The sequence below is a fragment of the Corynebacterium minutissimum genome (genome assembly GCF_016889765.1).
Classification (GTDB): Bacteria; Actinomycetota; Actinomycetes; order Mycobacteriales; family Mycobacteriaceae; genus Corynebacterium; species Corynebacterium minutissimum_B.
The window spans coordinates 2,689,152-2,707,121 of sequence record NZ_CP069533.1; the positions used below are offsets into that span (position 1 = coordinate 2,689,152).

16 protein-coding genes are annotated in these 17,970 nt (G+C 58.2%); 7 read left to right on the plus strand and 9 right to left on the minus strand.

Annotation, left to right across the window (positions count from 1 at the left end; all coding sequences use genetic code 11):
• Positions 1-39: 39 nt before the first annotated feature.
• The 3 genes from I6J26_RS12695 to I6J26_RS12705 are packed head-to-tail and all read left to right on the plus strand — an operon-like array spanning position 40 to position 2,159.
• Complete coding sequence (locus tag I6J26_RS12695) at positions 40-1,287, plus strand: cysteine desulfurase (protein ID WP_115022036.1); 1,248 nt, start codon at positions 40-42, stop codon at positions 1,285-1,287.
• Complete coding sequence (gene sufU, locus I6J26_RS12700) at positions 1,284-1,733, plus strand: Fe-S cluster assembly sulfur transfer protein SufU (RefSeq protein WP_115022039.1); 450 nt, start codon at positions 1,284-1,286, stop codon at positions 1,731-1,733. The genes I6J26_RS12695 and sufU overlap by 4 nt, the downstream gene beginning before the upstream one ends.
• Positions 1,734-2,159, plus strand: a complete 426-nt coding sequence (locus I6J26_RS12705; protein ID WP_039675284.1) for a metal-sulfur cluster assembly factor — start codon at positions 1,734-1,736, stop codon at positions 2,157-2,159.
• Positions 2,160-2,289: 130 nt separating this feature from the next.
• Here I6J26_RS12705 and I6J26_RS12710 read toward each other — a convergent pair whose 3' ends face one another.
• The gene (locus tag I6J26_RS12710) at positions 2,290-4,290 is read right to left on the minus strand and encodes a fructose-specific PTS transporter subunit EIIC (protein ID WP_115022040.1); all 2,001 of its coding nucleotides are present in this window, start codon (positions 4,288-4,290) and stop codon (positions 2,290-2,292) included.
• A gap of 161 nt (positions 4,291-4,451) precedes the next feature.
• On the opposite strand from I6J26_RS12710, the gene I6J26_RS12715 reads away from it, so the two are divergent.
• Together I6J26_RS12715 and I6J26_RS12720 are read left to right on the plus strand one after the other, a co-directional pair.
• Complete coding sequence (locus I6J26_RS12715; protein ID WP_115022042.1) at positions 4,452-6,083, plus strand: ABC-F family ATP-binding cassette domain-containing protein; 1,632 nt, start codon at positions 4,452-4,454, stop codon at positions 6,081-6,083.
• A 166-nt stretch (positions 6,084-6,249) separates the two neighbouring features.
• Entirely contained in the window at positions 6,250-7,014 is a 765-nt protein-coding gene (locus I6J26_RS12720) for a hypothetical protein (RefSeq protein WP_115022044.1), read from the plus strand.
• Between the two features lie 117 nt (positions 7,015-7,131).
• Here the strand turns inward: I6J26_RS12720 and I6J26_RS12725 are convergent, their stop codons facing one another.
• Positions 7,132-8,496, minus strand: coding sequence for a PFL family protein (locus tag I6J26_RS12725; RefSeq protein ID WP_115022047.1), 1,365 nt, complete (start codon positions 8,494-8,496; stop codon positions 7,132-7,134).
• 15 nt (positions 8,497-8,511) lie between these two features.
• Complete coding sequence (locus I6J26_RS12730; protein WP_115022050.1) at positions 8,512-8,781, minus strand: ACT domain-containing protein; 270 nt, start codon at positions 8,779-8,781, stop codon at positions 8,512-8,514.
• A 79-nt stretch (positions 8,782-8,860) separates the two neighbouring features.
• Here I6J26_RS12730 and I6J26_RS12735 point away from each other — a divergent pair, with 79 nt between their 5' ends.
• A complete protein-coding gene (locus I6J26_RS12735; protein WP_115024321.1) occupies positions 8,861-9,550 on the plus strand; it encodes an NAD(P)-binding oxidoreductase in 690 nt (229 codons plus the stop codon).
• Here the strand turns inward: I6J26_RS12735 and I6J26_RS12740 are convergent.
• The 6 genes from I6J26_RS12740 to can all read right to left on the minus strand — a co-directional run bounded on the left by I6J26_RS12740 (position 9,547) and on the right by can (position 16,513).
• Positions 9,547-10,326 carry a hypothetical protein gene (locus tag I6J26_RS12740; RefSeq protein WP_115022053.1) on the minus strand — a complete coding sequence of 260 codons (780 nt, stop codon included), beginning with the start codon at positions 10,324-10,326 and terminating at the stop codon, positions 9,547-9,549. The genes I6J26_RS12735 and I6J26_RS12740 overlap by 4 nt on opposite strands.
• Before the next feature lie 85 nt (positions 10,327-10,411).
• On the minus strand, positions 10,412-10,945 hold the full coding sequence (locus I6J26_RS12745) for a hypothetical protein (protein WP_115022055.1): 534 nt from the start codon (positions 10,943-10,945) through the stop codon (positions 10,412-10,414).
• 212 nt (positions 10,946-11,157) lie between these two features.
• The gene (locus tag I6J26_RS12750) at positions 11,158-11,937 is read right to left on the minus strand and encodes a hypothetical protein (RefSeq protein WP_115022058.1); all 780 of its coding nucleotides are present in this window, start codon (positions 11,935-11,937) and stop codon (positions 11,158-11,160) included.
• A 103-nt stretch (positions 11,938-12,040) separates the two neighbouring features.
• Positions 12,041-12,832, minus strand: coding sequence for a hypothetical protein (locus tag I6J26_RS12755; RefSeq protein ID WP_115022060.1), 792 nt, complete (start codon positions 12,830-12,832; stop codon positions 12,041-12,043).
• A 65-nt stretch (positions 12,833-12,897) separates the two neighbouring features.
• Positions 12,898-13,467, minus strand: a complete 570-nt coding sequence (locus tag I6J26_RS12760) for a TetR/AcrR family transcriptional regulator (RefSeq protein WP_115022063.1) — start codon at positions 13,465-13,467, stop codon at positions 12,898-12,900.
• 229 nt (positions 13,468-13,696) lie between these two features.
• The gene (gene can / locus I6J26_RS12765; protein WP_204084466.1) at positions 13,697-16,513 is read right to left on the minus strand and encodes an aconitate hydratase; all 2,817 of its coding nucleotides are present in this window, start codon (positions 16,511-16,513) and stop codon (positions 13,697-13,699) included.
• 283 nt (positions 16,514-16,796) lie between these two features.
• On the opposite strand from can, the gene I6J26_RS12770 reads away from it, so the two are divergent.
• The gene (locus I6J26_RS12770) at positions 16,797-17,303 is read left to right on the plus strand and encodes a DUF6676 family protein (RefSeq protein WP_115022067.1); all 507 of its coding nucleotides are present in this window, start codon (positions 16,797-16,799) and stop codon (positions 17,301-17,303) included.
• Positions 17,304-17,970: the final 667 nt, after the last annotated feature.

Here is a 17,970-nt window from a genome sequence, read left to right on the forward strand (position 1 = left end):
AAGTCGCGCGATCAGTCGAAGAACCGAGCAGAAGGACCCATGTCTGAACTAGACGTTACTGCGATTAGGGAGCAATTCCCCATCCTTTCGCGCTCCGTGCGCGATGGTAAACCCTTGGTGTACCTGGATTCGGGCGCGACCTCGCAACGTCCGCTGCCGGTGTGGAAGGCCGAGGAGGAATTCGTCCTCGGCACCAACGCGCCGGTGCACCGCGGCTCTTACCAGCTGGCGGAAGAAGCTGATGATGCCTACGAGTCCGCTCGCCAGGCCATCGCTGCCTTCGTCGGCGCCGACCGCGATGAGATTGCTTTCACCAAGAACGCCACGGAGGCACTCAATGAGGTTGCCTACACGCTCAGTGATGAACGTGCGGGGGAACTCTACGTTGGTGAGGGTGACACCGTGGTGGTCACCGAGCTCGAGCACCATGCGAACCTCGTGCCATGGCAGGAGCTATGCCAGCGCACCGGTGCCACGCTGAAGTGGTACTCCATGACTGAGGATGGCCGCATTGACCTCGATTCACTTGAGCTCGATGAGTCCGTTAAGGTCGTGGCTTTTACCCATCAATCCAACGTCACAGGTGCAGTGGCCCCGGTGCAGGAGTTGGTGCGGCGCGCTCGTGCCGTTGGTGCCTTGGTTGTCTTGGATGCCTGCCAGTCCGTTCCCCACATGCCTGTGGACTTCCACGCGCTGGACGTCGACTTCGCGGCGTTCTCTGGGCACAAGATGTGTGGGCCCACCGGTATCGGCGTGCTCTATGGCAAGGCTGAGCTTCTGTCGCAGCTTCCACCTTTCCTCACGGGTGGTTCCATGATTGAGGTCGTGAAGATGGACAGCACCACCTTTGCTGAGCCACCTACTCGATTTGAGGCTGGTACCCAGATGACCAGCCAGGTCGTTGGGCTTGGTGCGGCCGTGAAGTACCTCAGTGAGATCGGCATGGACGCCATCCACGCCCACGAGAAAAAGCTCACCGCTTATGCCTTGGAGAAGCTCACCCAGATTCCGGGTGTGCGGATCATCGGACCCGACAACACCGAAGATCGTGGGGGAGCGGTATCCTTCGTCGTGGAGGGAATCCATCCCCATGACTTGGGCCAGGTTCTCGACGCCCACGGCGTATCCATTCGCACTGGCCACCACTGCGCGTGGCCGCTGCATCGCGCGTGCAAGGCTAATTCGACCGCACGCGCCAGCTTCTACCTGTACAACACTGAGGACGAGGTCGACGCCCTCGTAGAGGCGGTGCGGGCAGCCCGTGCCTTCTTTGGAGTGAGCGAATGAACCTAGATTCCATGTACCAGGACGTCATCCTGGATCACTACAAGAACCCGAAATTCTCCGGCTTGCGCGAAGGTCAGGCAGAGGTCCACCACGTTAACCCTTCCTGCGGTGATGAGATCACCTTGCGCGTCAAGCTCTCTGCCGATGGAAAAACGGTGGAAGACGTCTCCTACGACGCCGAGGGCTGCTCCATCTCGCAAGCCTCGACCTCCGTCATGGCGGAGGAAATCGTGGGAATCCCTCTCGAGGAAGCCAATGCCAAGCTGGCCGAGTTCGAGAAGATGGCGACCTCGCGCGGTGAAGTTGAGGGTGACGATGAGATCATTGGGGATGGCATCGCCTTTGCCGGAGTGGCCAAGTTCCCCGCCCGTGTGAAATGCGCTCTTCTGGGGTGGAAGGCTTTCCAGGCCGCCACCATGGAAGCACTCAACGAATTGGAGAAATAGATGGCAGAAAACACTGAGACCACGGGTCCTACCGACCCGTACCAGGACCAGAACGCATCCTTCGACGGCGGTGCTGTTAAACCTGAGCAGACTGAAGAACAGATTGCTAAGGTCTTCGACATTACTGAGTATCTCCGTGACGTCATCGACCCAGAGCTTGGCATCAACATCGTTGACCTGGGCTTGGTCTACGACGTCTGGCTCGATGACATCGACGGCAAGAACACCTGCGTCATTAACATGACGCTGACCTCTCCTGCCTGTCCGCTTACCGATGTCATTGGCGAGCAGATTGAGGACGTCATTGTGGGCAACAAGCTCGCCGAGGCCGTCCAGCTCAACTGGGTCTGGATGCCGCCGTGGGGCCCGAACATGATTACCGAGGAGGGCCGCGAGATGCTCCAGGCCCTCGGCTTCGCAGTCTAGTTTCGGCTGCAAGCCCCCATTACCGTCAGTCCGAGATGCTTGAGGTCTTCACAACATGACCTTCAGTGCCCTTGGGCTGACGGTTTCTTTTTCATGATGTGCGGTGTTTTAATGGCTTTGAAACATACCGCTATGACGAAGCGGGTAAGGACGCAGGATCCAAGGTCGTGGAGATGATGTCTACAGCCTCCTCCTTGGATGTGGCGGATTGAAGCCGAGCACGGAAATCATCCTGCATAATTGCCCGCGCTAGCTTGGAAAGCAGCTTGAGATGCTGCTTGCCGGCGTCCTCAGGCACAGCAATGAGGAAGACCATCGTCGTGGGATCCTCACCATCCGCCCACGTGATGCCCTCGGGAAGACGAGCAAAAGCCAAAGTCGGGACGTTCACCCCCGATGTACGGGCATGAGGGATGGCCACGCCATGACCCACCCCGGTAGAGTGCTTCGACTCCCGCTCCAGGGCGGCTTTGGTGACCCTAGAAGGATCAGAAAGCCGGGGAGAGACAAGCGTGACCAAAGAGTTGATGATCTCGTCGCGGTCATTGCCAAGGTCGTGGTCCAGGCTAACCGTCTCGGCAGAGAGCAGAGGTTGGTCTTGGGCCGATGCTTCTGCCACATCCTCCTTAGCTATGCCCGCTGCGTCCCGATTATCCTGTCTCGCAGCTTTGCTCTGGGCCTTTCCACGTTGGGTAAGTCCAATCAACAGAAGCATGACAGAAGCACAAACGACGACGCCAATGAGCAGTGCGATGAAGAAGCCCACGATGTTGTCGACAGCCCCAAGTACCGCGACGATGGGACCTCCGTGCATGACATGGTCAGTGACACCAAGCACACCTGCCAGGGCTCCTGCTACCGCACCGCCGATGACGTTTGCCGGAATGACTTGGAGCGGGCGTGCAGCCGCAAGAGGGATAGCTCCTTCGGTGATGCCGAAGAATCCCATGAAGAGCGCGGCGATACCGGCGTCCTTCTCTGCTTTGTTGAACCAAGCACGGCGGACCAGGGTGGCAACACCCACCGCAAGGGGCGGTACGGCAATAGCGGTAGCCGCCATACCCATCGGAGCCGCATTGCCGGCGGCAATCATGCCACCGCCGAACAAGAAGGCAGTTTTGTTGAAGGGCCCGCCCATGTCGAAAGCGATCATCGCGCCGATAACCAGACCGAGGACAATGACAGAGGAACCTTCCATCCCCGCGAGGTACTCGGTCATGGCTTCAAAGGCACCGGCTACCGGCGCACCGACGAAGTAGATAAAGACTAGCCCCACGATAAGCGTGGTGAAGATCGGAATCACGATGATCGGCCAGATCGGGGCGATGTACTTATTAACCGGAATCTTTTTAATTCCTAGGGCTACGTAGCCGGACAGGATGCCTGTGACGATGCCTCCCAGGAAACCAGCTCCAGCTTCTGAGCCATAGAGTGAGCCGGTCGTAGCGATAAGACCAGTGATGAGTCCTGGCGCCAAGCCGGGGCGGTCCGCAATGCCGACAGCAATATAGCCGGAAAGAATCGGCACCATGAGAGAAAAGGCCAAGCCGCCAAGCTCATTCAGAGTGTTCCAGAAAGAGTCTTCAGGGATAGCTAGGCCTTCGGGCGTGGGAGTTCCTCCGATTGAGAGTGCTACCGCAATGAGGAGACCACCGGTCACCACGAACGGAATCATATGGGAAACACCATTCATTAGCGCTTTGTAGAGCGTCTCTCCCACAGCACGAACCCCGGTGGCGCTGCCGGACGTTTCTTCGCCCTGATTCCCTTGCGGCTCGTCGCTCGAAGTCTTTCCTTCCCACTTCGCCGCTGATAGAGCGCGAGTGAGAAGCTCCTTTGGTTGCTTAATAGCTTCATCAACGCCAGTGGCTGCCAAGCGCTTTCCACGGAAGCGGTCTTTGGCAATCACGGTGTCGGCGCCAATCACGATGGCATCGGCTTCGTCGATGTCCTTCGAGCTAAAGGTACCTTCGACACCAATTGAACCGTGTGTCTCAATCTTGATGCGGTAACCAAGTTCAGCGGCAGCAGCTTCCAGGTTTTCAGCGGCCATGTAGGTGTGGGCGATTCCGGTCGGACATGCGGTAATCGCGAGGATCAACGGTGATCTCGATGTGTCTGATGTGCTCATGACGCCAATGTAGTCACATCGACTTTCATGCATGAGTGAAACGCGCCGACCAGGAGTCAAGTTTTCCAAGATGCTCTATGCTCCAGATCCCCCAGATACATGCTGCAGGCGTACTGCCGCGGGTTCGGGTTTAACTACCCTGGTTGCTAGACTGTTTCGACGTGATTGTGACCAATGATTTCGAGGTGCGCGTGGGCGCACGCACGCTTCTCGACGCCCCCGGCCAGCACCTACGCGTGCAACCGGGCGACCGCATCGGCCTAGTCGGGCGCAATGGCGCGGGCAAGACGACGACGATGCGCATCCTGGCGGGGGAGACCGAACCCTATGGCGGCTCCGTGACGCGCTCAGGGCCCATTGGTTACCTACCGCAGGATTCCCGAGAGGGCAATATCGAGCAGACCGCGCGCGAGCGTGTGCTCTCGGCCCGCGGCTTAGACGACATCAAGCGCCGCATGGCCAAGCAGCAAGAGCTGATGGAAACCGCCACGGACGAGAAGTTTCGTGACAAGGCCATTCGTAAGTTTTCCCGCTTGGAGGAGGAGTACCACGCTTTAGGCGGGTATGAAGCGGACTCCGAGTGCGCGCAGATCTGCGACAACTTGGGCCTTCCGCAGCGCGTCCTGGATCAGCAGCTCAAGACGCTGTCCGGTGGTCAACGCCGCCGCGTGGAGCTGGCGCAGATTCTTTTCGCAGCGTCGGCTGGCTCGGGCAAGTCCCAGACCACGCTGCTTCTCGACGAGCCCACGAACCACCTCGATGCGGACTCTATCACCTGGCTGCGCGGCTTCTTATCCAAGCACGAAGGCGGACTCGTGATGATCTCCCACGATGTAGACCTGCTGGAGGACGTGTGTAACAAGGTCTGGTTCCTCGATGCCGTGCGCGCCGAAGCAGACGTCTACAACATGGGCTTTAAGAAGTACCTTGACGCCCGCGCCACCGATGAGGCACGTCGCCGCCGCGAGCGCGCGAACGCGGAAAAGAAAGCCGCAGCGTTGCACAAGCAAGCCGCCAAGCTGGGTGCGAAGGCCACGAAGGCCGCCGCTGCCAAGCAGATGCTGCACCGAGCTGAGCGGATGATGAACGAGCTGGATGACGTCCGCGTGGCCGATAAGGTTGCCCACATCAAATTCCCGGAACCTGCTCCCTGCGGCAAGACTCCGATGAATGCCAAGGGCCTGACCAAGATGTATGGTTCGCTGGAGGTCTTCGTCGGCGTCGATTTGGCCATCGACAAGGGATCCCGCGTGGTTGTTCTGGGCTACAACGGTGCCGGCAAGACAACCCTTCTTAAGCTTCTGGCGGGCGTAGAGCGCACCGATGGCGAAGGTGGCATCGTCTCTGGCCACGGCCTGCGCATCGGATACTTTGCCCAGGAACACGACAACATCGACCCCGACAAGACCGTGTGGGAAAACACCATCGAGGCCTGCCCTGATGCTGGCCAGCAGGATTTGCGTGGTCTGCTCGGCGCCTTCATGTTTTCCGGAGACAAGCTGGAGCAACCCGCCGGCACGCTCTCCGGTGGTGAGAAGACCCGATTGTCGCTGGCAACGCTGGTGTCCTCACGAGCCAACGTGCTGCTTCTCGACGAGCCCACGAACAACCTCGACCCACAGTCCCGCGAGCAGGTGCTCGATGCCCTGGGGACCTACACCGGCGCCGTGGTCTTGGTTACCCACGATCCGGGAGCGGTGAAGGCACTCAACCCTGAGCGCGTCATCATCATGCCAGACGGCGATGAGGACCTGTGGAACGACGAGTACATGGAGATTGTGGAGCTAGCCTAAAGACTAATTCTCAAATTTGGCTCTATCCTTATTCTACATCCTGGGCTAGACTCGGGCTCACAACCACACACCGCTCAAGACTCTTCTCTTGGGTCCTTCCGCTTCCCACGCACAGGGTCTAGAAGTGGTCAGACCCCGACGTGCTGCCGCAGGAGAGGAAGAAGTCATGAGCACCGCCGATAGCCTCGGTTCTGTCATCGAACCGCTACTCACCGGTTTAGTGAGCAAACGGCCTGAGGTCCGCGTGGACTGGGCCTACACCGAATTGAAAGAGGGCATTGAGTCAGGTCAGTGGGATGACCATCTTGATCAGATTCGTGAACGCCTTAACGGTTACCTGCGTACAGACAAGGTGTGGACTAAGGCGTTGTCCGCCAGGTTGCTGAATGTGCTCGCGGCGGCGGGCCACTTCCACTACGAGGACTACCTCGCCTTCCGTGCGTGGTACGTCACCGAGGATGACACACGTGGCATTGTCAAGGACATCGGTCCTATCATGGCCGTCGGTTACGGCGCCGACTACGTAGAAACGTGTGTGCGCATGGGAAGGATCCCGGCCGTAGAAGGCGCAGCAATTATTTCGTGCCGTCTTCGCGCCCCCGGAGGAGTGTGGCATGACGATGAGAGTGTGCGCTTAGCGCGCGCCGCCTGCACCACGATAGCCAAGAGCACTTCACCCCATATCCTCGAAATTTGGACCGAACGGCTGAGTACCACCGTGCTCACCGAAGGTATTCGCAACAACAACCGTGCCGTAGTCGAAAACTTCGCCCACTTTCTCACGGCCACAGCCACGATGCTCCGCAGTGAACCGGAGAAGTGGGGCATTGATGCTGAACGTGCGAAGCTAGCGCTGCCGATGCTTGCAGAGCTTGAGGAGCAACTACGAAACTCGATTCCAGCTGGGCCATCTACAGTGAGTTCACCTTAGCTTGTAACAACCGCTGATTCGAGTGTACGGTTTGTCCGCTTGCATGGGACAAAGCTAAACCCTCACACTGTGTGAGGGTCAAGCGCTTGGTGAAAATTAATCCGAGGTGGTGAGGCTTTAATTTCGGAATCCGTGCACCGGAGCCGGAATGAAGCCACCGCGGTTAATGAAGGTAGAGTTGCCCACCTGGTTAACCGGGATGACCGGAGCGTAGCCCAGCAGGCCGCCGAAGTTGACTTCGTCGCCAGCCTTGGTGCCAGGCGCGGGGATGACGCGCACTGCGGTGGTCTTATGGTTCATCACACCAATGGCGGCCTCATCAGCAATCATGCCGGCGATGGTTTCTGCAGAAGTATCGCCCGGGATGGCGATCATGTCCAAGCCCACTGAGCAGATAGAGGTCATGGCCTCCAGTTTGTCGATGGAGATAGCGCCAGAGCGCACCGCATCGATCATGCCCTTGTCCTCAGAAACCGGGATGAAGGAACCGGACAGGCCGCCCACGCGGGAACAGGCCATCATGCCGCCCTTCTTGACGGCGTCGTTAAGCAGCGCCAATGCTGCCGTGGTGCCGTGCGTGCCCACCTGATCCAGGCCCATGTGCTCCAGAATGTGTGCGACGGAGTCACCCAGCTCCGCGGTGGGAGCGAGGGAGAGGTCGATGATGCCGAAGGGAACACCGAGGCGCTCAGAAGCCATTTCACCCACGAGCTGTCCGGCGCGGGTGACCTTGAAGGCGGCTTTCTTAACCTCTTCGGCTACCTCATTGAGGGTGGCTCCCTTCAGGGAACCGAGGGCGCGATCGACCACACCGGGTCCGGATACGCCGACGGAAACGACGCAGTCCGGCTCCTCGATGCCGTGGAAGGCGCCGGCCATGAAGGGGTTATCGCCGACGGAGTTGGAGAAGATCACGAGTTTGGCGCAGCCGATGGCGCTACGGTCCTTGGTAAGCTCGGCTGCCTCCTTGATGATTCGTCCCATCTGCGCGGCCGCATTCATGTTGATGCCGGCGCGGGAGGAGGCGATGTTGACCGAGGAGCACACCAGGTTCGTCTCTGCCAGGGCTTCCGGGATGGAACGGATGAGTGCCTTTTCGGCGGCGGTAGCGCCCTTTTCAACGAGCGCAGAGTAGCCACCAACGAAGTCGACGCCAGTGGCGGCTGCCGCACGGTCCAGCGCGCGGGCGACGTCCACGGGGTTTCCGTCGACGCCGGCCACGATGAGCGCGATAGGGGTCACGGAGATGCGCTTGTTGACGATCGGGATGCCGAGCTCAGCCTCGATTCCTTCGCAGACTTCCACGAGTTGAGCCGCGCGGGTAGTCACGCGATCGTAGACTGCTTCGGCGGTGGCTTCCATGGTGGGGCGGGTGCAGCCGAGGAGCGAAATGCCCATGGTCACGGTGCGGATGTCGAGACGGTACTTCTCGATCATCTCGATGGTGTCGAGAATACTGACAGTATTGAAGCGATTAAGCATGACTCGTTATCGTTCCTAGATCTCATTCATGGCGGTGAACAGCGCTTCCGACTGCACGCGAATGGACTGTTGGGTAGATTCACCCACGGAGTTCATTCGGTCCTGAATTTCGCGGATGCTCACCTCATTCTCATCGAATTCAACCCTCAGGATCATGGTGAAAAAGCCCGACATAAGAGTCTGCGAAACATCCACGATGTTGACGTTGAGCTCAGCAAGGGCAGTAGACACGGACGCGATGATGCCGGTGCGATCGGCACCGGTGACAGTCATGATGGCAATCATGATCTCATTGTATCCCGCGCGTTTTTAACACTGCCCAGGGGTCATGCAGTGTGCCAGGAAGGCGCGTACGGTGGCGGACATGACTGATACGACAACGAACGCGCGTAAGAAAGTTCTCTACATTGGCGGCCACGGCAAGGTGGGATTGCTGGCGGCGCCGAAGCTTGTCGACGCCAACGTCGATGTCCACTCCCTTATCCGTAATCCCAACCAGGTTCCTGATATCGAGGCGAGTGGGGCAACCCCGGTACTGCGCGATCTCACTGAGATTTCCGAGGAACAGTGGGCTGAACTCCTCGGCGATTATGACGTCGTCGTTTGGGGCGCTGGCAACGGTGGTCGCGCTGGCGCTGACGTAACCTGGGCCGTGGACCGCGATGCCGCGCTCGCATCGATTGCGGGTCTGGAGAAGCTTGCTGCCGACGGTAAGAACACTCCGGCCTACATCATGATTTCCTACATGGGTGCCACGACGAATACCACCGATCCCGCGGACGAGAAGTGGTATGCCTACGTGGAGTCCAAGAAGGCCGTGGACAATAAGCTCAACTCCACTGACCTGAATTATCTCATCCTAGGCCCAGCTGCTCTCACTGAGGAGCCAGCGCGGGGTATTACCGTCCTCGCGGAGAATTCGCAGCGTAGTGCTGATATGAAGACGTCGCGACATCTAGTCGCCGACGTTGTCACCGAAGTGGCCACGCGCGAGACACTGCCGTCCTCTCCGCTGGAGTTCATCGACGGCGACGGGAGCGTTAAGGATATTTAGCGCACCCAACTCTTCGCTGCGAAGGAGAGAACTGCTTCTACCTGCTGCTTAGTGAGCCCGAGCCCAAACTGGGGCTCCGGGTTGGGGACGTCCACACGGTATCCAGCCACGTCCCAGCCATTATTGTGGGCGAAGTCTACGGTTGCTGTCTGTGGGCTGTCGGCTACAGCGAAGTTTTTCGCCTTTAGCCACGCTGGGTCCCTATTAGTGAACTGGCTTGAAGTCACCCTGTTCATGCTCCCATCTGGCTGCAACATCAGAAGCGGTGCGGTGTAGTAGTGCGTCACTGTGTCGCCGTCATCCTCCTGACGCACGTGGGCTAGCTCGCCGATGAGGACTGGCCTGTATTCAATCCATCCGTTCTTCCATATGTTATCCATGCCTTTCACCATGCGGTTCAACGATTTCTTACCGCGAACAGAAGCGACGACGAGGAATACTGTAAGTGCGACAAAAATGAGAAGACTGATGAGAATGACGGGTCCTGCTGCCTTCATCTCCGAGAACACTGCAAAGGCGGCTGCAGCTATCGCGAGGCCTATGACAAGGACGGTAATGACGAGTATTCCGGTGATGAGTCCAGTGGAATTCTTTTCCAGCAGGGCTCGTCCCGGGCTGGGGCCGGCGCCATCGATGACTTCGCGGATACCACTGCGATCTATATGTGGATTTGGCTGGGATACATCGGCTGTAGATTGTTGATCTGCGAGAGTTTTCGGCACATGCGGCGAAAGTTTTAGCTTGGTGCGCGGCAGAGTGATGGGGGACTCAGTCATAGTTCGCACAGTAACTGACAAACCAGCACACGCAGTGCTAGATGGGGAGCTTCGCCGAGGAGACCCGGAGGATTAGCTCCGATTGCTAGGCATGTAGCGCAGCATTGAGGCCAGCTCGCACCTGATCTTTGGTGAGTCGATGCGCGAAACCGGCTTCATTCAGCGGCTTGGTAGCGATGTGGCCTGCTAGGTACCAACCGTTTACTCGTTCAAACTTCGCATCCTCTTCATCGTCGACCACCGCGATGCCCATCTGAGAAAATTCCATTGGCGTGTGATTGTCGAGAAAGACCTCGGTAGTGATATAAAAGCTCGAGCCATCTCGGGAGAACAGTCGCGCTTTAGCCTGGTAGCAATACTCCGTCGGAGCATACTCATGTTTGACGGTACCGGTGTTCCAGATTTCTCCTACTAGCGCTGGGTAATACTCGAGCCATCCGTTCTCTGCAGCGAGTCGAACACGCTGCGCACCCCAAGTATTGCGTCGGATATCATCCCCAAGGTCTAGTACTACCACAATCAACGCTGCGGAGAAGAACAGTTTGATGGCCCAGGAAATCGCCGGGTGGATGATGACCTCATCCTCCATGACTAGGGCAATGGCGGAAGCTGCGAGCATTAGCGCAAGGATGGCACGTCCGACCAATGATCTCTTATTGAGAGCTGAGTTCCCGGGGAAGGGACCGGTTGCGTATACAGCTCGCGCCACCACGGGTGTTGCGGGTACCGGGTTAGGCGAGGACACGGACCGCTTGCTTTTCGGGATAATTCGGTCAGAATAAAAAAGGCTCTGGAAGTCGAATGGTGCGAGTACATCCTGGGACATGCGACCTACTTCACCCATGAGTTTTCGGCGAAGGTCAGGACAGCCTCCACTTGTTCTTTGCTGAGGCCGTGTTGAAGCACGGGCGTGGGGTTGGGGTCGTCGGCCCGATATGCCACGACATGCCAACCGTTGTTGTGGTTGAAATCCACCGTGGCAACCAGTGGGCCATCCGCCACGGTGAATCCGCGCATCTTCAACCAATTGGGATTCCCACTCCTGAATTCAGCGCTGTGCGCTTTCGGCATCGAACCATCCGGCTGAAGAATAAGTAGTGGAGCTTTGTAGAAATGATCAGTTGAGTCGTCACTCCTCGTGCGGCGATGCAACACCAATTCCCCGATGAGTGCCGGCCGGTATTCAATCCATCCGTTTTTCCAAGCAGCGGCCATGCGCTTGGCTCTCTGCCTTTCACTGCGCACGAGGAAGATGGCAACCCACAAAAATAGGACAGCTAATACCGCAGTAATGAGAAGGCCGTATAGCAAACCGGTGTCATTTCCCTCCTTACTTCCCCCCAACAAAAGGGTGACGAACCCCATAACGCACGCGAGAATAGCAGCGGTTACGCCAAAGAAGCCAAAGACGAAGCCAAAGATCACATCATGGACGCTGGCGCGCCCTGGGGGCAAGCCGGTGGAATCAATGGCTTCCCTGATACCGCTGCGGTCAATCTCCTGCCTTGGCTGAGAATCATGTGTTTCGGATTCCTTGGGAGCGAGGCATTCCGGGAACTTACCGGAGATTTTCAGCTTCGTACGCGGAAACCGGATGGGAGAGTGAGTCATACCGCACAGGTTAGCGGTAGTGAAACCCTGTGGGCCATGAACAACAGGCCTTGAGGGGAGCAATACCCGTCAATACTGCGTGCGAGACTTGGCACCTAGTGGGCTATGTAATCCATCGCTGTTCGGCAAAACGGAGAATGGCATCGATTTGCTTGGTGGATAATCCACAGGGGATTTCTGCCTCTGAGACCTGGCTATCGGTACGGTACGCGGCGACGGTCCACCCATTGTTGCGGGTGGAATCAACCGTTGCTGCGCGGGAAGCCTCTGACAAGGCAGCGCCCCGTGACTTTAGTGCGTTTGGATAGTTGGCACGGAACTCGCCGGACGTTGCGTTCGAGAAAGAGCCGTCTGGCTGAAGAATGAGCAGCGGCGCGGAGTAATAGAAATGGGTCCTCTCATTCTTTTCCGAGCCTTCGGTCTTGCTGCGCAAGTAAACGAGCTCACCGATAAGAGCGGGCCGGTATTCGATCCAGCTGTTTCGCCACGCGGTACGAAGACGGCGGGCACGGCCAATTGCTGTGAGGACGTTCCAAACGCCGAGCCCAACAAAGAAAAGGCCGAATAGGCAGCCGAAGATTGGGATCAAAGCAAATGGATCAAACCCGGAATGCGGTCTTTGGGGAGGGCCAAAACCACTGGTGAGGAAAGAAAACGTCACGCTACTTATGAATAGTCCAACGAGAGCTATAGGGATCCAGATGGCGATGTCACCGAACTTGAGACGCCCGGGTTGAGTACCAGCATCTTCTATTACTTCTCGTATACCCGACGTATCGACGTGCGGGTTTGGTTGTGCATCGTGAGCGCGAGATCCTGCGGGGACGAGCCGTGACTTGTCGCCTGAGTAGATGTCGAGCTTTGCACGAGGAAGTCGTAGGGGAGTTTGGTCCATGCCACACAGTGTAACGAGGACTAGCGGACCATCAGGGGTGGCAATCAGGGGAGAAAAATCCGCAGCTATTGAATACGTGACCCACGAATCGTCTGTTCGACCAAGGAAAGAACTTGCTCCAGGTTTGACGTTTCACCCAGCGCGAGTCGGTTAATGAAACCGTCCATGAAAGTCTCCAGATAGGTCACCAAGGTATCGATGGACACATCATCGCGGAGCCGGCCCTTCTCGGCATTGGATTCCAGACGGGCGCGCACGGCCTTGTCGAGGACTTGCTGCTCTTCGCGCCAGCGAGTGGCAAAGGAAGGATCGGTGCGCAGCATTGAAGTCACCTCAAGGCGGGTGGCGAGCCATTCGTGGCGTTCCGGGTGGCGGAGCATTTCGCTCATCACCTCGACCAGACCGTTGTTTGCCACGACCTCCGCCTCCCGGGCGGCATCCTCCCGAGCCAGCGCGAGGAAGAGCGATTCCTTATCACCGAAGTGGTGGAAGATGGCGCCTCGCGACTTTCCGGTGGCCTCTTCCAATCGGCGGACTGTCGCGCCTTCATAGCCATACTCGGCAAAGCATTTTCTCGCCCCGACGAGGATGTCGTTACGGCGGCGGTTGAGCTCGGAATCGCTCATAATCGGCATGGCTGGAAGATCTCCTTGGAAGGAAGCGCGGCACACATGTGCCGCAACGATAGTGGGTACGGGAGAGGAATCGAGTAGGGGAGTTTGACCCAATAGTTAATAGCTACTTGGGGCGTGGAAAGCTTTGTGGATAAAGAAAGGCCAGCCAGCACTCATCTCGTTGCTAGCTGGCCTTCCGCTGAGCTATGCAGAGCCCACCTCGTGGGCTCTCAAAGCGGCTTGAGCCTTCTTAGGCCTTGACCATCTGGCGCAGCACGTACTGCAGAATGCCGCCGTGGCGGTAGTAGTCGGCCTCACCAGGCGTGTCGATGCGAACCTTGGCGTCGAACTCGACGGTCTCGCCGGACTCCTTGGTTGCGGTCACGTGAACCGACGGTGGAATTCCGCCCTCGTTGAGAGCTGCAATGCCATCGATGTCGAAGGTCTCGGTACCGTCCAAGCCCAGGGACTCGTGAGACTCGCCCTCCGGGAACTGCAGCGGGATAACGCCCATACCGATGAGGTTCGAGCGGTGGATACGCTCGAAGGACTCGGTAATAACGGCCTTCACGCCCAGCAGATTGGTGCCCTTGGCAGCCCAGTCACGGGAAGAACCGGTGCCGTACTCCTTGCCGGCCAAGACGACCAGCGGGATGTCAGCGGCCTTGTAGTTCTCGCAAGCATCGAAGATGAAGGCCTGCGGTGCGCCCTCCTGGGTGAAGTCGCGGGTGTAGCCACCGGCAACGTCCACCAGCTGGTTCTGCAGGCGGATGTTGGCGAAGGTACCGCGCATCATGACCTCGTGGTTACCACGACGGGAACCCAGGGAGTTGTAGTCCTGGCGCTCCACACCATTCTCATCCAGGTACTGAGCAGCAGGGGTGCCCGGCTTAATGGAGGAGGCAGGGGAGATGTGGTCAGTGGTAACGGAGTCACCGAGTTTAGCCAGGACGCGAGCACCCTTGATGTCCGCAACCGGCTCCGGCTCAGTCGGCATACCGTCGAAGTACGGAGCCTTGCGGATGTAGGTGGAATCCTCGTTCCACTCGAAGGTTTCACCCTCCGGTACATCCAGGTTGCGCCATGCGTCGTCACCCTTGAATACGTCGGCGTAGTCAGCCTCGTACAGCTCGCGGGAGATTGCCTGCTGGATGGTGTCCTCAATCTCCTGCGGGGAAGGCCAGATGTCCTTGAGGAAGACATCGTTGCCGTCCTGGTCCTGACCCAGCGGCTGGGTTTCGAAGTCGAAGTCCATGGTGCCGGCAATAGCGTAAGCAATAACCATGATTGGGGAGGCCAAGTAGTTCATCTTGACGTCCGGGGAAATGCGGCCCTCAAAGTTGCGGTTACCGGACAGGACCGCGGTAGCAGCCAGGTCGTACTCGTTGATGGCATTGGAGATTTCCTCCGGCAGTGGGCCGGAGTTACCAATACAGGTGGTGCAGCCGAAGCCAGAGAGGTAGAAGCCGAGAGCCTCGAGGTCCTTCCACAGGTCTGCGCGCTGGAAGTAGCCGTCAACAACCTGGGAACCCGGAGCACAAATGGTCTTAACCCAAGGCTTGGACTTCAGGCCTTTTTCAGCCGCCTTGCGGGCAATGAGGCCAGCGCCCACCATGACGGATGGGTTGGAGGTGTTGGTGCAGGACGTGATGGAAGCAATGGCGACCATGCCGTGGTCCAAGGTGTACTCGCCACCGTTCGCGGAGGTGACGGTCACCGGGTTGGACTGACGGCCGGAGCTACCCTTAGCTGCGGACTCGCCCTCACCTGCGCGGGACTTGTTCAGGCCACCGGTAACGTCAACGAGGGAGTTCTCGTCGCCGCCCTCAGCGGTCATACGCTTTGCCTCAATGGTGGACTCATCTGCGACAACGTCACCGGAAGCGTAGGTCGGCAGATCCTTACGGAACTGCTCCTTTGCCTCAGAAAGAAGGATGCGGTCCTGCGGGCGCTTCGGGCCAGCGATGGAAGGCTTAACGGTGGACAGATCCAGCTCGAGGTACTCGGAGTACTTAGCCTCCGGAGCATCCTGCTCCAGCCACATGCCCTGAGCCTTGGCGTATGCCTCGACGCGGTCGATCTGCTCCTGCGGGCGACCGGTGAGCTCGAGGTACTTGATGGTCTCCTCGTCGATCGGGAAGATCGCAGCGGTGGAGCCGAATTCCGGAGACATGTTACCAATGGTGGCGCGGTTAGCCAGCGGAACAGACTTCACACCGTTGCCATAGAACTCGACAAACTTCTGAACCACGCCGTGCTCACGGAGCATCTCGGTGATGGTCAGAACAACGTCGGTAGCCGTCACGCCGGTCGGAATCTCGCCGGTGAGCTTGAAGCCGACGACGCGCGGGATAAGCATGGAGACCGGCTGGCCCAGCATGGCTGCCTCAGCCTCAATGCCGCCAACGCCCCAGCCCAAAATGCCGAGGCCGTTCTCCATGGTGGTGTGCGAGTCGGTACCGATACAGGTATCCGGGTAAGCAACGCCCTCGTTGTCGAAGACGACGCGAGACAGGTACTCGATGTTGACCTGGTGGACAATACCGGTTCCCGGAGGGACAACGCGGAAGTTGGAGAAGTTCTCGGCACCCCAACGCAGGAACTGGTAACGCTCCTGGTTGCGCTCGTATTCGATTTCGACGTTCTTCTCCAGAGCCTCGGAGGAACCGAAAGCCTCAACAATAACGGAGTGGTCGATAACCATCTCAGCCGGGTTGAGCGGGTTCACCTGCTCCGGCTTGCCGCCGAGAGTTGCGATGGCCTCACGCATGGTAGCGAGATCGACCACACAGGGAACGCCGGTGAAGTCCTGCATGAGGACACGAGCCGGGGTGAACTGGATCTCGGTGTCCGGCTCTGCGGACGGATCCCAGTTCGCCAAAGCGTTAATGTGATCCTTGGTTACGTTCTTGCCATCCTCGTAGCGCAGCTGGTTCTCAGCTAGCACCTTGAGGGAGTACGGCAGCTTCTCCAGGCCCTCAACCGCGTTGATGTCGAAGTAGTCATAGGACTTACCGTTGACATCTAGGGTCTTCTTGGCGCCGAAGGAGTTCAGGCTTTCAGTCACAGGGAGCTCCATTCCTTGCTTTTCGCTTGTAGGTAGTCGAACACTTATTAAAGGTCCATCGAGCTCATCGAGGCCGTGCCGACGTCCGGGGACTGTGGCACATCGACGTTCTCAGAACGCGAAGGTTCCTTATCCATTGTAGAGGTTGGAACCCGCGGTTGGTGCCACTATAACAGTACGAGCGTTCTGTTTCATCCATTTCGGGGGGTACCGGCGCGTCACCCGCCCTGATCCTGTCGTTGCGGGCTTAGGCTCGAGACTGCAGAACAGTAAGGAGTACTCCATGATCCCGGATGGCGTAGATGTCGATAACATCGCCGAACAGCTTTCGGACGATGGTGTTGCCTTCTCGAACCCAGAGCTTGCGCTTGACGATGCCCTCCAGGAGCCCATCGCCGCCTCCCTGCAGCCCGACCACGGGGTAGCGGTTGTCGACGTTTTTCCGGAGAAGATTCCAGATCTGCGGGACCTTGCCACCACTCTTCAAGAGAGGACCGGCCTAGACACTGTCATCCTTCAGGCGCCTATGAAGGTGTCGGTTGTGAGCGATTCCTACGATCGTGCGGCGATTGAAGCAGCCGAGGATTCCCTGCCGGTAGGTCTCGATCAGGTCACACTTGTTCATGATTTCTACGCTACGGCGGATGGTTTCTCAGTCCCGTGGGGCCCCATCCTTGGAATATTTTTCTGCCTCGCAGTGTTGGCTGCCTACTCCGCAGTCCGCTCTGCGTCTCGACGCACGCCCGAATCCAATCCGGCCGCTGCTGTCGTAGATGCCACACGAGGCTAGTCCGGTCACAAGTCGAGCCACTCGGAAGCGGCGTGTGAGTCCTTCACACGAAGGCCTCCGCCACTCTCATATAGCGACACCGAGCTCGCCAGAGAAGGGTAGGGAAGTGGCAAAAGTCAACCACTAACCCTTTACTTTGGCCGTGGGGGAGTGGTTGAGGCGGGAAAATGCGATCTCCTCCTCGGTCTCGTCGACGGCGACTGAAGGGCGAAGAAAGTGCCTCGCAAAGCGACGCATCAACGCCTCCTCAAAGGTTCTAAGTTGCTGACGCGAAAGCCTCGACTCTAGGGGTGGATGACTCTGAGCGAGGGAGCTTTCAGTTGTCCAGACGTGGCCCCCAGGTGCCGATGCAATCCTGCGGCACGTGGGGTGCCCTGTCGTGGAAAGTGGGTGCCACCAAAGAAGTGTGGGGCAAGGATGAAGCCTTGTCGTCAAGCGTGTAGTTGATTGCTGACAGAGCCTTGCGCATGGGCGCTACCCACTGCCGGATTGCTGTTGCTTAGTTGGCTGCATCTTGCCCCAAGCGGCGCACGTTACGCGTTAGTGATTAAAGTCACAATCACACCTTGGTAACAAAATCGTTGCAGGTTAGATGCTCCTGTAACGCTCTGTGGTTGAACTTAACTCATGTGAAAAATGAGGAAAGTGTGCGACATGGCAGGTCGGT